The following is a 14,607-nucleotide window of genomic DNA, read 5'->3' as shown; positions in this document are numbered from 1 at the left end:
AAAGATAAGCATGCCTAAAACATCGATCACGTAATTCTGTATTACCCTCTGAATACTTGTGGTTGATATGATAATAATTATCATTATCATATCGGTCTGGTTATTTATGATTAAGGCAGTTGTTATGACTTCTTCAAAGACAGATATTGCCAGCTTTTCTCTTCAGGATGAAGAATGGCAGGGGATTTCACTGACCCCATCCGCCGCAAAACGAATTTCTCAACTTTCTATGGACGACATTTTCATCATGCTTTCGGTTAAACCTTCTGGTTGTACTGGGTATGCCTATGTATTGGATCAAGTTTCGGTTTGTGAATCGAAAACGACCGCCACGTCGGATAAAGATAAATTACGATTCGAATCTCATGGCTGTTCTTTTTATGTCGCATTAGAGGCGATGCCATTTGTGGATGGCACTGAAATTGATTACGTACGTGAAGGGCTTAATCAGACTTTTGTTTATCACAACCCCAACGTGACAGCCGAGTGTGGCTGTGGCGAGAGTTTTGGTGTTTAACATGACTGCAATAGATATTCAGCCGGAAGTAAAACAAGCCTTAAATAGTGAAAGCTACAAAGAAGGCTTTTTCACTCATTTGAATAACGACACCCTTGAGAAAGGGATTAATGAAAACGTCGTGCGCGCTATTTCCCAAAAGCGCAATGAACCTGAATGGATGCTCGAATTTCGACTGGCCGCTTTCAAAACGTGGCTTGAAATGGAGGAGCCTCATTGGCTTAAAGCGCAGTACGAAGGGCTCGATTACCAAAATTACAGTTATTATTCTGCGCCAAAATGTGGTGGTTGCTCAGACGATGATACAGAGACGTCGCTGGGTGAAAGCCCACAGGATGGCTCCAATGCGTTTCTGACAAAAGAAGTTGAAGCGGCATTTGAGCAGCTCGGCGTGCCAGTGAGAGAAGGCAAAGAGGTGGCTGTTGATGCCATTTTTGATTCCGTATCCGTTACCACAACGTATCGTGAAGAGTTAAGTGAGCTTGGTATTATCTTCTGTTCATTTAGTGAAGCCATTCAAGAATACCCGAAACTCGTTCAGCGTTACTTGGGGTCGGTTGTGCCGCCCAAAGACAACTTCTTTGCCGCGTTAAATGCCGCGGTCGCCTCTGATGGTTCGTTTATTTATATTCTTCCTGGGGTGCATTGCCCGCGAGAACTCTCTACCTACTTTAGGATCAATCAAGCTAAAACCGGCCAATTTGAGCGCACCATTTTGGTAGCTGATGAAGGTTCTTATGTCAGTTATATCGAAGGCTGTTCAGCTCCGGTCAGAGACACTTATCAATTACACGCGGCCGTTGTCGAGGTGGTGATTTTAAAAGACGCCGAAGTCAAATATTCCACGGTTCAAAATTGGTTCTCAGGTTCGGAAGAAAACGACGGCGGTATTTTGAATTTCGTCACCAAGCGAGCGGTGTGTGAAGGGACGAATAGCAAGATGTCTTGGACACAATCGGAAACGGGATCGGCGATCACTTGGAAATACCCCAGTGTCATTTTAAAAGGTGACAATTCCGTTGGTGAATTCTTTTCTGTTGCTTTAACAAATGGTAACCAACAGGCCGACACAGGCACCAAGATGATCCACATTGGTAAGAACACAAAATCGACCATCATTTCTAAAGGTATCTCGGCGGGTAAAAGCGAAAATAGCTATCGCGGTTTAGTGAAGGTGCTGCCAACCGCAGAGGGAGCGCGTAATTTTACTCAGTGTGATTCCATGCTCATTGGAGCCGATTGTGGTGCTCATACCTTCCCTTACGTGGAAGTAAAAAACAGTTCCGCTCAAATAGAACACGAAGCCACCACCTCTCGCATCGGTGAAGACCAACTCTTCTATTGTGTGCAACGAGGCATCAGCGAAGACGATGCAATCTCTATGATTGTGAATGGCTTCTGCAAAGATGTTTTTTCCGAACTTCCTCTCGAATTTGCTATAGAAGCGCAAAAACTGCTGTCTATTAGCTTAGAACACAGCGTGGGTTAACGATTATGTTAGAGATTAAAAACCTAGAAGCCAGTGTCGATGGCACTCCTATCCTTAATGGCATCAACTTGTCGGTCAAAGCGGGCGAAGTTCACGCCATTATGGGCCCTAACGGTTCGGGAAAAAGCACGCTTTCAGCAACATTAGCGGGCAAGGCCGATTACGAAGTCACCGCAGGTGAGATGCTGTTTAAGCAAAAAGAGTTAGCGGATCTCGACCCTGATGAAAGGGCTGGCGAGGGCATTTTTCTTGCTTTTCAGTACCCAGTAGAAATTCCTGGAGTGAGTAATCGGTTGTTCTTAAAAACCGCTCTGAACGGTATTCGTGCTTATCAACAACAACCCAAATTGGACCAATTCGACTTTGAAGACTTGTTAGAAGAAAAAGCCAAACTCTTGAAAATGCCGTTTGATCTGTTGAATCGCTCGGTCAACGAGGGCTTTTCTGGGGGCGAGAAAAAACGTAATGATATTTTGCAAATGGCGGTTTTAGAACCCGAGTTATGCATATTGGATGAAACCGATTCCGGGTTGGATATTGATGCGTTAAAAGCGGTGTCTGATGGAGTGAATGCGCTTAGGGATGGCAATCGTTCGTTTATAGTCGTGACTCACTATCAGAGAATTCTCGACTACATTAAACCGGATTTCGTGCACGTGTTATACCAAGGGAAAATCGTCAAATCAGGTGATCATACTTTAGCAAAAGAACTGGAGGATAAAGGCTATGGTTGGATTATCGGAGAAGAATAGAGACGTCGCTTTAACTCGACTGTCTGGCTTGGTTGGGCAGAGTTCATGGCAGCAGAGTCATTGGCAATCTTTATTGAAATTCGGGCTGCCCGACGAACGCCACGAAGACTGGAAGTACACCTCGCTTGTTGATTTTGTCCAGTTGCCGTATTGCAAACCTTCTCATGGAAATGTGCACGGTATTTCGTTTGAAAGCTTAAGCATGGTGTTCGACTGTTATCGTTTGGTGTTCTTTGATGGTGAATTTCAACATGATCTCTCAGACGAAATCCCCAACGTAGATTACGAGTTAATGACGGCGGAGACTTTTGATTACGGAACGGCCATTGCGCCTGACATGGTATCGCGATTGGCGGAAGCAAGTGCGACCACCGGCGTGCATGTACGAGTGCGAAATAACACTCAAGTGAAAAAGCCGATTTACTTGTTCCATCTAAATTCTGGTGGGTTAGGGGAATTGTGCAGCTATCGTCACCACATTGAACTTGGGCAAGGGGCTCAGTGTGAGGTATACGAGCACCATACTTCGCTTGCGCTAGGTGGCGGCGTCACGTGTTCAAGGTTATCGTGTGAGGTCGGTAATGGCGCCAATTATCGCCATTTTAAGTTGGTTGAAGAGAGCCAACAGCAGCACCACTTTGCTCACAATGATGTGATGGCGCAAAGAGACAGCCAAGTGCGTAGTGACGTATTTATGCTTGAAGGACAATTGACTCGGCACTCGACCAGTGCGACGTTGCAAGGCGCTGGGGGTTATGCTCAGCTCAATAGCTTGGCGCTACCAAAGCAAGAACAAGTCTTTGATACTCGAACTTACATTCAGCACGCCTCGCCACATTGCGACAGCGATCAAACTCATAAAATCATAGGCAAAGACAACGGTATTGGTGTGTTCAATGGCTCGATATTGGTTGATAAACATGCGATTAAAACCAATGGTCAAATGGACAATCACAATTTGTTGCTCAGCGATTTGGCTCAAGTAAACAGCAAGCCACAACTAGAAATCTATGCCGATGACGTGAAATGCAGCCACGGTGCAACTACGGGGCAAATCGATCCGAGTCAAGTGTTCTACTTAAGAGCAAGAGGAATACCTTTGGCTCAAGCTGAGAAAATGATCACCTTTGCCTTTGCCGGAGAGCTAACCGATGCTATCGAGAATGACGACGTCAGGCAGCATATCATTCGTAGAATTGAGCAGAAGTTGGACATGGCATGAGTGAGCTTAAAGCTGCGATGTTATCCGAATGTCGAGAGCAGTTCCCCACGTTAAAGCAATGCGTTAATGATAAACCTCTGGTGTATTTAGACAGCGCGGCAAGTGCACAAACGCCACAAAGCGTTATAGACAGAATGACGCATTTTTATCAGCATGAATATGCGACCGTGCATCGTGGGGTTCACCAACTGAGTGCCGTTGCGACCGAAAACATGGAAAACGTGCGCGACCAAGTTCAACAGTTTTTGGGGGCTGAAAGACGCGAAGAAATTGTGTTTACCAAAGGCACAACCGAAGCGATTAACTTAATCGCCAACTCGTTCGTTAAACCGCGTTTGAAGCGCTCATTAACTCCACATCAGAACCAGATCATTGTGACTGAAATGGAACATCACGCCAATTTGGTTCCTTGGCAAATGTTGGCTGAAGAGTTTGATGTTGAGATCAAAGTCTGGCCAATGACAGAGACTGGCGAATTGAATATCGATGACCTACTGCCTTTGCTCTGTGAAAGCACGATTTTGTTAGCCTGTACTCACGTATCCAATGTCTTGGGGTGTGTGAACGATATTGCCTCCATTACTCAAACTGCGCATCGTTATGGTGTGCCTGTGCTGGTCGACGGGGCGCAAGCGGTGATGCACCAAAAGGTGGATGTCTCGGCATTGGGTTGCGATTTTTACGTGTTTTCAGCACACAAACTCTACGGGCCTACGGGAATCGGAGCTTTGTTTGCAAAGCACGAACATCTCTTGAACATGTCACCATGGGAAGGGGGCGGCGCCATGATAAGCCAAGTCTCTTTACCTCGTGGAACTCGCTATAACAGTGCGCCTTGGTGTTTTGAAGCGGGGACGCCCAACATTGCCGCAATTTTGGGGTTAGGAGCGGCGATTGATTTTATGGAATCCATCACTCTGGATGCCATTCAAGAACACGAAACTGAGCTTATGGATTACGCGTTGGCGCAACTGGCGCGTGTTGAAGGTGTTGTCATTTATGGGAAATCTAAATTCCGTACTGGGGTTATCGCTTTTAATCTCACGCCACACCACGCTTACGATGTTGGGCTCTTTCTGGATAAATACGGCATCGCGATTAGAACGGGGCACCACTGCGCGATGCCCTTGCTACAACGGTTAGATCAAACGGCGGTTTGTCGTGCTTCTTTGGGCTGTTACTCCAGTAAGGCCGACGTAGATAGCTTGGTTACCGGGTTGAAACGCATCACCACTTTACTAGGATAAATAATGACGCCAGAAAAACTTGTTCGAAACTTTGCCCGTTGTGTGGATTGGGAACAGCGTTATCTGTATTTGATTGAATTAGGCGAAAACTTACCTAGCCTTGATGTTGCAAAGCGAACTAAGGAGTACGAGTTACAGGGTTGCCAGAGCCAAGTTTGGTTGCAACAAGTCTTGGTTCATGACGGTGGTGTTTTTCGATTATTTGCTCACAGTGATGCGGCCATTGTTAAAGGGCTCATTGCGCTAACGATTATTGCATACGATGGCAGAACGCCAGTACAGATTGTCGAATTCGATATAAAAGGCTGGTTTGAAGAGCTGGAGTTGCATCAGCACATTACGCCAACACGAAGTCAGGGGTTATCCGCCATCGTTGCGCAGATCATTAATACAGCCAAACAGGCTATATAGTAAGCCGCTCTTAACACTTGGCATGGCTTCCTACTTAAACAAGATAGATTGGGTTCGTACTTGAGCGCGGATTAGGTGTACAGAATCAAGATATTAAATTAGTCTCTTATTTAAATGTCGATTACTTAAGGATAGAAAATGGAATTCTCGGATGGAGCGCTTCAGCTCAATTCATTCTTTACGGTTACCATAGGCATTATTGTTTTGTTCATCGGCCGACGCTTAAATCAGGTGGTTGGCTTTCTGAAGGAATTCAGTATTCCGGAGCCAGTTTCCGGTGGCATCGTGTTTTCTCTGCTTTTCACGCTGATTTATGTCGTGACGTCGGTGGAAGTGAACTTTGATCTTACGGCGCGAGATGTCTTATTGGTCTATTTCTTTACGACCATAGGGATCAACGCGAGTTTATCCGATTTGTTTAAAGGCGGTCGGCCTCTTATTGTCCTGCTTGCGGTGACCATTTCCTATATGATTTTGCAGAATTTGACCGGCATTGGCGTGGCAAGTTTGTTTGGTCAAGAGCAAGTGGTTGGTATGCTTGGTGGTAGTGTGTCACTCATTGGAGGGCACGGAACGGCGATTGCTTGGGCTCCTAAGATTCAAGAGCAATTTGGGCTCAGTAATGCCATGGAAATTGGTATCGCCAGTGCGACATTTGGGTTGATTCTTGCCAGTTTGATGGGTGGGCCGATTGCCAAATATTTGATTAACAAACATCAACTTAAACCTGCAGCTAACAGCCCAAAAGAGAAAACTCAGGGTAAAGAAAGCGTTATCCCTGTCAAAATGACGTCGTTTGATTTTCTAGAAGCCCTTCTCGCGATTCATATTTGTGTGATTGTCGGTTTCTTTCTCAATAAAGGTGTCAGCGAATTGGGGTTAGATTTACCTTTGTTTGTGACATGTCTCTTTGCTGGTATTGTCCTGACCAATTTGAACCCGAGAAATTATAAGCGAATTACTGGCACCGCGTGGCCAACACGAACGGCGGCCATCGACTTAATCGCGGAAATCTCTCTTGGCACCTTCTTAGCGATGTCTTTAATGAGCATGCAGCTTTGGACCTTAGTTGATTTAGCTGGGCCGATATTCGCCATTTTAGGGATGCAGTTTGTCATTGCGATTTTGGTGAATTTGTTTGTGGTGTTTCCTGCCATGGGCAAAAACTATGACGCTGCGGTTATTTGTTCGGGGTTCGGAGGGATTTCTTTAGGTTCCACGCCAACGGCAATGGCGAATATGTCTGCAGTGTCCCAGCGTTATGGTCATTCCGCACAAGCCTTTATCATTGTGCTTCTGGTGTGTGCCTTCTTTATCGACTTGGCAAATGCGTTGATCATCCCGTATTTCTTGGGTGTGTTGTCGTAACTTGATGGCTCGCTAAGGGAAGTCGTGCACCATCTAATACAGCCTTGTAGCAATATGAGGCTGTTTTTTTGTCAGTAGATTGTTTCGTTTTTATAGGATATGGCATAGTTATGGAATCGAGTTTTCGATTTATATGTAGGCTATTCGAGTTCAAAATGACATTAAGGACAGTGTTTGTTTAAGTTAGAAACGCAGCGTCTTATCATTCGTGATATGAAAGCAGAAGACGAAGCCGGCTTTGTGGCGATATCTCAAGATGCAAAATATCAACGCTTTTACGATGAGGCAGATTGCGAGCCTCAGAAGTATCGCGATTTAACCCAATTGTTTATTGAGCAAGCGGCTCAGGTGCCACGGGAATCCTATCAGCTTGCGGTTGAGTTAAAAGAAAGCGGCGAGTTTATTGGCACTGTGTGTCTTCGTTTAGAGGGAGACGGCTTAGATGGAGACAGGCAAGCCTCTATGGGGGCAGGGTTAGCGCGCCACGTGCAAGGGAATAATCTCATGCCAGAAGCAGCACGCGCACTGGCCGAGTTTGGTTTTAATGAACTGAACGTACACCGAATTTACGCAGAGACCATTAAGGAAAACCGAGCCGCTATTCGGCTGTGTAAAAGCCTAGGTATGCGGCAAGAAGCCGAATTTGTTGAGCACCGTTATTTCAAAGATCGCTGGTGGAATACGATCGTGCTAGCGGTGTTGAAAAGCGAATGGTGTAGAGCGGATCTGGTATCGAAAGGGAAATGACAAGAAAATAGAGATTCTGTGCCGCCCACCTTGGCTGCACAGAATCACAGGTTAAAGTGATTTGCTCGTCGTGTTGTTGTAGAGCGTTTTGTTATAAATCGTAGGTTAGGCTAACTCGTATTTCACGGCCCGGCCCAGAGACCCCGTTGGATAGGTAAGGCTTGTAATCTACATCTTTGAGGTTTTTGATTGTGGCTCTTAACATCAAATCTTTCACCGCTTGAGGCTGCCAGCTCAGGTAAATATCTTGCAGTATGTATTCCTCACTTGCCGCAGGGAAGTAAATAGAATCCTCAACTTTTTCCTGAGAGTGATACCAACGTGCTTTATAGCCGGTGATCAATCAATCCATTCATAGCCAACGCCAAGCTTCATGCTTACTGGCGGGATGCCATACATATAGGTGTCTTGCCCACTTGCGTCGGTCAGGGATCCGTTATGTTTTCCTTCAATGTAGCTGGCATAAGCGTCCACATATAGGCGTTCGATACGATATTGTGCTTGGAAGTCGACACCATAGTTTTTATAGCCATCTAAATTGACCTTCCAGCTCTGGATCTCACCAGAGTCTCTGTCAAGATTAACGCCAGTACGGTTCATGACATTATTGGTTACGCCATTGTAGAAGGTGGTGATTTCGGTCGTTAAAGTGTCCTCATTCGTCGCAAGCCCAGATAGATGATTAATGACAGAGGCGCGATACGCATGAATACGCTGAGCTTCTAGTTGTCTTGCTGTAGCCGATGCTTTAGCTCGTGCGTATTGCACTGCATAGATGTCATCTACCGACGGCGCTTTCATCTGGTAAGCATAAGAAAAATTCAGCAAGGTATTGTCGGTAAGATCATAATCAAGTTGAATTCTAGGGCTGAGTCCTGAATGGGATACGCTGCTATAGTCGTGTCCAGCTGCAGGGTCGTTGTAATCTGGGGCAGGGTTCTCCTTGCCTTTCGATTGAACGTAGTCATAACGAATCGACGGGGTTATTCTAAAGCGATCTGTTATATCTATCTCATCCGCAAGATATGCTGAATAAGAAGTTTGAACGCCTGACGGGTCAAAATATGGAATGAAAACACCAAAATTCTTGGCTGGTTTATTTACGTACAGTTTAGATACGTTATGAGCCAGTGTATCTCGCGTGTTTTTCTCGTATTGCACACCGGTTGTAATTCTATGGCGACCTATTTCCATTTCATTATTGATGTCAAGGTAGTCTCTTTTGTAGGATGTCCAAGATTCATGACCATACGAACCTATTGATACAAACATTTTTTGCCATGCTATGTCTGGTCGGCGCCAATGACGTTCGTTGTTTGTATGGGCCGCAACAACTTTAAGATTCACTAACGGTGAAACGGGGTCATAGGCATATTGCAGGGAGGTGGTACTGTCTTTATATTCGTTTTGAACGGTATAGGCGTATTTCGCGGCCTCTAATGAACCATATTTTTTGATGTTATATTTACTGATGTTTGCAAATGCCCCGCGCCTTGCAGCCCAAGGCTGTCGGCCTTCATCTTTATACATTGAATGGCTGATTTCAAACAAATGATCTGCATTTTGATAGCCGACTTTAACTAGGCCATTATTTTGCGTATAAGCGGAATATTCAAGCGCGTCTCCCCCACCAATTTTAATGTCGTTTGAGTCTTTCCACGTGCCAGACGCAAGGAAGTATAGACCCGCATCAGTTTGACCAAATACGGATACACCTGTGTGCTTTTGGGCATCGTTGTCGTTATAACCGAGGTGCACTCGTGCGCCAAAACTGCGGCCAGGCTTTAGTAGTTCGTCGACGGTTTTTGTTCGGATTCGGATGGTGCCGCCAAATTTACCGTTAGATTTATAATCGTGTGAGCCCTTAATGACTTCTGCCTCACTGATAAGGTAAGGGTCAAAGAAAAAGGTGCCATAACGATATTGTTCGAAACCAATAGGAGCCCCATCAACATAAAGGCCAATATCACTTGGATCTGAGAACCCCCAAATACTGATTTTTTCGCCGCCTGAACGTGCTCCACCATCAATGGATACGCCAGGAATATCTTCAAACAATTCCGCTATATTGGTTGGTTGTTCAGTTTCAATTTGTTGTCTTGAAATGAGTGTTTCCCCAGGTTTATCAATGGTAATGGGCTGGCTGTAGCGATTACCATAAACGTCCATAACTTCAGCCGTGTCGTTAGAAGATGATGGAGAAGCGATTGCGAAAGAAGCAATTACCAAGGGGAAGGCAAATAAAATTACGTTTCTAATTGTAAGTTTCGTAGTGTTTTTGTGTCATTTTATAGAAGTGCGAATAGTACATTTACTCTGGGTATAGATGCAAATGATAATTAATACTATTATCATTTGTAGTGTTCGAGAGATAAGATATATCTTGAGTTACGCCTATGCTTCCCAATTTTGTTCTTCAAATTCCCGATATTGATATCCCTTAAACTCAAGCTAGATGAGAATCATTCCTAATAAGTGCGGTCGCCCCATTTTGCTTTGAACGCAGCCGTTGCTGCATATAAGTCGATTGCGAATTAAGCGACTGTCGCAGTGGTTCGGTTGATTAGTGACTGGAAAACGGAATGTTTGCTAGTTGATATAGGGATAAAGGAATTTAGATATGAATAAGTCATGCGTTGAGAAAACAGTGTTAGCCAGCGCGATCTTTCTCGCGATGAGTAGCTTTCAGGTATTTGCAGCCGAAGCATTGGATGTGATGGTAATAGAATCAACGAAGTTTGAGACTCCTTTGTCTCAAGTGAACAATTCGGTGTTAATCAAAACGGGCGATGAGCTGGAAAAGGCCGGTATTTATGCCGTAAAAGATTTAGAAAAGGTTTTTCCGGGCTTATTAATTCAAGCGCGTGGAAATCAAACTTACAGCAACACCACCATTCGTGGAATCAGCTCCCCTGACTATTATTCACCGACGGTTAGCGTGTATGTCGATGGGATCCTTCAAGATAATTCATTTATATCCCAACAGCTTATTAATGTTAAGCGAGTGGAATTGCTTCGTGGCCCGCAAGGCACTTTGTATGGCGGAAATGCACAAGGTGGGGTAATAAACATCATTACCCAAAAAGCGTCACCTGATCGTCAATTAAGAACTTCTGCTCTTTATTCCAACCTGAGTAAACAAATTGATGCTGTTGGTTCAGTTCCTGTTTCTGATGCGTTGTACGCGGATGTATCAGCTCGATATGTCTATGACGAAGGCAACATCGACCATACACCGAGTGGCAAGAAAAACGCCAATAATGCCAATGAGAAATCGCTTAAAACCCGTTTGCATTACATGCCAGAAGACTCGGCGTTGTCGGCTACGCTGTCTGTCATGGCCGACAAGCTCGACAGCCACGAAGAGTGGTATTTGAGTGAAAAGGAACATAAAGCTGGTGCGACTAATACCGATGTTCCGAATCTTACCCGTGATGTGTATACCTATTCTCTTAACGTTGGGTACGACTTTGGTCACGCTAAATTGAACAGCATTACGGCGTTTCAAGATAGAAAGATTGACCGAGAGTACGCGTTTGGGCGTTGGGAAGAAGACCAAAACAAATTTACTCAGGAATTGCGCCTGAATACTCGCTTTAATGAATCTCTTTCAGCGTTAATAGGCGGTTACTTTGAGGCTCGTGATCTGAAGGTAGACACGGGAACGGGTATCAATAAATTGGATTACCATACTTATGCGCTGTTTGGTCAAGGTAACTATCAATTAACCGACACCGTTGACCTCACCTTGGGAGCAAGAGCATCGCATTCAAAAGTTAAGTCGGAGTTTGGTGGTAATACTGCGTGGTATATTAACCCAAGCGAGGGTGAACTGACGGAAAATATGATTTCGCCTAAAGCGGCATTGGGCTGGCAAGCACTGGACGACACCCGGGTTTACCTATCATTGACCAGTGGTTATCGACCTGGTGGCTACAATGTGATTCCTTTAAGCAATAAAGACTCAAAGGGTTATAAAGCAGAAACCTCATTAAATGCCGAGTTGGGCTGGCGCACGAGTCTGTTGGATGAAATGTTGGATTTCAGCGGCGCGCTTTACTGGATAAAAACAAACGACGTACAAATTTATACTGGTGTCGTTGGTAGTCAATCGCTAGAAAACATGGGGGTTGCATTAAGTCAGGGTCTTGAAGCTGAACTGGCTTTTTATGCGACCGATGACCTGACCATTGCGTTGGGTGGTACACATGGCAGCTCGACATTCCGTTCAAATAACGCGGGATTATCTGGCAATAAACTTCCTTACGCCCCTGATACAACCGTGACTTTGGGGGGGGACTACTATTTACCACAATCGTGGGTTGAAGGAGATATCTTTGTTGCGTCACAGGCTCGCTATACCTCGACTATCTATTTCGATGAGAAGAATACGCTCTCACAAGGTGGATATACCCTTGTCGACCTATCGCTTAATTATGACTACAACAAGGATTTTTCTGTTTCTTTGTTTGCCAACAACCTAACGGATAAAAGCTACGTCACCTATGCCTTCTCATACGGTGGAACATACAGCAACTATGGAACAGGCAGAGAGGTGGGCGTTAAAGCTCGCTACGACTGGTAGATGACATTAATGGCTAGTTCATTTTCCAATAAAATAAAACCCTTGCTCGCCATTTTGGCGAGCGTTTATACCATTCAAAGTTTGATTGGTATGTTTACCTTACAAGGGTTGCCTGCGGTAATGAGAAGTGAAGGGATCTCTACCTCTCAGATCGGCCTGTTCTATTTGGCAATGTTGCCTTGGGGCTTGAAGTTTTTATGGTCGCCTTACATTGAACGCCAGCGGAAACAAGGAAGTGTGTTTTTCCGGCATGCAGTAATCATCATCCTTGCTCAGTTTTGTATGGTTGCCATGTTAGTGCTGCTATCGTTGACCTCTGCGGTTAGCCACCTGAATGCGGTTTTTGCTTGCGTGCTTGTGCTTACTTTGGCGTCTACGTTTGCAGATATCACCGCAGATGGATTGGCCGTTGATCAATTGCCAGTGAAAAAGAGATACCTTGGTAACATTATGCAGGTTGGCGGTGCGTATTGTGGCGCTGTGTTTGGTGGAGGCTTGTTTATTTATGTCATGGGTTTTGTCTCGTGGCAGTACGCTCTTCTTATTTTGGCTGCTTTAGTCCTAATAATGAGCTTACCGACGTGGAGCCTGTTTCGAATGAAAGAAGTGAGCTTGTCGGCGAATGTTGAAGACGCGAAGCCATCATTAAGCAAGTCGTTACAAAACCCTTTGGTGCGGACAGGGCTTGTATTGGTGATCGTCAGCCAATTAGGGACTCGCGGGGCACTGTCTATGATGATGCCATTTTTATACGATCAGGGGATCGGTCTTGCCAACTTAGGTTTGTTGGTAGCCGGAGGCGGTGTTCTGACAGGGCTTGTTGGTGTTGCGTTTGGTGGCTGGCTGGTTAAGCAAGTGTCTGCGATTAAGGCCATCTATTTACTGTTAGTTGTTGAGGCCATTACGTTTTCATTATTGGCTTTGTATAGCGCGCAAGTATTCACTCTTGATTGGGGATTGGAGGCGCTGTTTATTCTCAATAGTGTGGTTTCTGCGGCCAAATTCGTCGCTTTGTATACCTTGATGATGGACTATGCCTACGGAACGCAATCCGGTGTGGATTTCTCAATGTTCCAATCAATGGATATGCTGGTGGCCATCGCGACGGCCATGATTTGTGGCGTGATCATTGAGCGGTTTGGCTATCTGTACCATTACGGTTTCTTGGTCACATTTACTTGTATTGCGATGGCTTGCATTAACAAGTTAATCGGCTCAACTCAAGATACTGTGGAAGCTCAATAGGATTATCGGATAAACGTCGGCTCTCGATTCAGTGAAATAATGATACTCACACATCTATCAATATCAATGATAACTATTATCATTTACTATGGTGTGGTGCAGAGTACCCGTTTAACTGATTTGGGAGAGCGAAGTGGGGAATATCGTGAAGAGCTTGAGCCAAGTAAGAGGGCTGGAAGGAAAGTATGATGTTGTTGCGATGGGCGAAGGTGTCAGTGCTTATGTGGTTAACTGTAAGGCGTTAGACTCTGTACGTTTTAATGATCCCGCAGACGCCGGGTTTTACGTTAGCTTTACTGGAACGAATCATGCGGAAAGCCCCGAATACCCAGATTACCCAGCATCATCTTTCGCGTTTCGTTGTATTGCCTCACTTATCCCTGAGCCCGATCTACACAATTCTATTGCGCTACCTAGGAATGGGAAAATAGAAAATATCCGTATTTATTTTCCATTGCACCATAGCTTGACTAAGAGTCTACTTCCGGAGGGCAATGGGTCATCATTTCGGCCATTCGAGTTATATGAAACGGGCTGGCAAATGGCGTTAACAGGGGATATTCGAAAAATTGCGATGTCTATCTGGAGCAGTGATTATCAGGGGGCGTCACGAGCGTTATGGTTAAAAGGAAAGCTCTTTGAGCTACTTGCTTTGCTGATGGTTCATCGAGAGCCAAGAACATTGGCAGAGCGTGCTTGTGAAAGAATTGCTCAACAGCCATATCTAAATTGGAATATACCTTGTTTGGCAAAAGAATTGGCAACCAATGAGTGCTATTTGAAACAGGCATTTAGGCAGCAGTTTGATATGGGGGTAGCAAGTTGGATTCAATCGTTTCGAATTGGCCTTGCGAAAGAGCAGTTGTCTGATCCGAGTGAATCTATCACCCAAATCGGTCTGGCACTGGGTTATCAAAGTGGTAGCTATTTCTCTAAAGTGTTTAAGCAACATACGGGGCAAACGCCAAGAGAATTTCGCAATAATTTGGATTGTGAATCAACAAAGCCAACGAATTAACTCGTT

General features: G+C 44.9%; 13 protein-coding genes. 11 read left to right on the top strand and 2 right to left on the bottom strand.

Annotated features, from left to right (window positions below):
• The first annotated feature begins 124 nt into the window (after positions 1 to 124).
• The 8 genes from VTAP4600_RS08585 (at position 125) to VTAP4600_RS08550 (ending at position 7,753) form a co-directional block, all read left to right on the top strand.
• Complete coding sequence (locus tag VTAP4600_RS08585; protein ID WP_102522424.1) at positions 125 to 517, top strand: iron-sulfur cluster assembly accessory protein; 393 nt, start codon at positions 125 to 127, stop codon at positions 515 to 517.
• Position 518: 1 nt separating this feature from the next.
• Positions 519 to 2,006 (top strand): Fe-S cluster assembly protein SufB, encoded by a 1,488-nt coding sequence (gene sufB / locus VTAP4600_RS08580; RefSeq protein ID WP_102522423.1) that lies wholly within the window; start codon positions 519 to 521, stop codon positions 2,004 to 2,006.
• Positions 2,007 to 2,011: 5 nt separating this feature from the next.
• On the top strand, positions 2,012 to 2,758 hold the full coding sequence (gene sufC, locus VTAP4600_RS08575) for a Fe-S cluster assembly ATPase SufC (protein WP_102522422.1): 747 nt from the start codon (positions 2,012 to 2,014) through the stop codon (positions 2,756 to 2,758).
• Positions 2,733 to 3,980, top strand: coding sequence for a Fe-S cluster assembly protein SufD (gene sufD, locus VTAP4600_RS08570; RefSeq protein ID WP_102522421.1), 1,248 nt, complete (start codon positions 2,733 to 2,735; stop codon positions 3,978 to 3,980). Before sufC ends, sufD begins: the two co-directional genes overlap by 26 nt.
• The gene (locus tag VTAP4600_RS08565; RefSeq protein WP_102522420.1) at positions 3,977 to 5,227 is read left to right on the top strand and encodes a SufS family cysteine desulfurase; all 1,251 of its coding nucleotides are present in this window, start codon (positions 3,977 to 3,979) and stop codon (positions 5,225 to 5,227) included. Before sufD ends, VTAP4600_RS08565 begins: the two co-directional genes overlap by 4 nt.
• Positions 5,228 to 5,230: 3 nt before the next feature.
• Positions 5,231 to 5,638, top strand: coding sequence for a cysteine desulfuration protein SufE (gene sufE, locus VTAP4600_RS08560; protein WP_102522419.1), 408 nt, complete (start codon positions 5,231 to 5,233; stop codon positions 5,636 to 5,638).
• A gap of 138 nt (positions 5,639 to 5,776) precedes the next feature.
• Positions 5,777 to 7,006, top strand: a complete 1,230-nt coding sequence (gltS, locus tag VTAP4600_RS08555; RefSeq protein ID WP_102522418.1) for a sodium/glutamate symporter — start codon at positions 5,777 to 5,779, stop codon at positions 7,004 to 7,006.
• Between the two features lie 174 nt (positions 7,007 to 7,180).
• Positions 7,181 to 7,753, top strand: a complete 573-nt coding sequence (locus VTAP4600_RS08550; RefSeq protein WP_102522417.1) for a GNAT family N-acetyltransferase — start codon at positions 7,181 to 7,183, stop codon at positions 7,751 to 7,753.
• 91 nt (positions 7,754 to 7,844) lie between these two features.
• Here the strand turns inward: VTAP4600_RS08550 and VTAP4600_RS26525 are convergent, their stop codons facing one another.
• The gene (locus VTAP4600_RS26525; protein WP_269459936.1) at positions 7,845 to 8,096 is read right to left on the bottom strand and encodes a TonB-dependent receptor; all 252 of its coding nucleotides are present in this window, start codon (positions 8,094 to 8,096) and stop codon (positions 7,845 to 7,847) included.
• The gene (locus VTAP4600_RS08545; RefSeq protein WP_269459935.1) at positions 8,093 to 9,922 is read right to left on the bottom strand and encodes a TonB-dependent receptor domain-containing protein; all 1,830 of its coding nucleotides are present in this window, start codon (positions 9,920 to 9,922) and stop codon (positions 8,093 to 8,095) included. Before VTAP4600_RS08545 ends, VTAP4600_RS26525 begins: the two co-directional genes overlap by 4 nt.
• Positions 9,923 to 10,373: 451 nt before the next feature.
• Between VTAP4600_RS08545 and VTAP4600_RS08540 the strand changes: the two genes are divergently transcribed.
• From VTAP4600_RS08540 to VTAP4600_RS08530, 3 genes are all read left to right on the top strand, one after another.
• A complete protein-coding gene (locus VTAP4600_RS08540; RefSeq protein ID WP_102522416.1) occupies positions 10,374 to 12,338 on the top strand; it encodes a TonB-dependent receptor in 1,965 nt (654 codons plus the stop codon).
• 9 nt (positions 12,339 to 12,347) lie between these two features.
• On the top strand, positions 12,348 to 13,583 hold the full coding sequence (locus tag VTAP4600_RS08535) for an MFS transporter (protein WP_231897768.1): 1,236 nt from the start codon (positions 12,348 to 12,350) through the stop codon (positions 13,581 to 13,583).
• Between the two features lie 133 nt (positions 13,584 to 13,716).
• Positions 13,717 to 14,601 (top strand): helix-turn-helix domain-containing protein, encoded by an 885-nt coding sequence (locus VTAP4600_RS08530; RefSeq protein WP_102522414.1) that lies wholly within the window; start codon positions 13,717 to 13,719, stop codon positions 14,599 to 14,601.
• Positions 14,602 to 14,607: the final 6 nt, after the last annotated feature.

The organism is Vibrio tapetis subsp. tapetis, assembly GCF_900233005.1.
Lineage (GTDB): Bacteria > Pseudomonadota > Gammaproteobacteria > Enterobacterales > Vibrionaceae > Vibrio > Vibrio tapetis.
The sequence above is the reverse complement of the archived record's forward strand: the minus strand, read 5'-3'. Positions and strand labels throughout refer to the sequence as shown.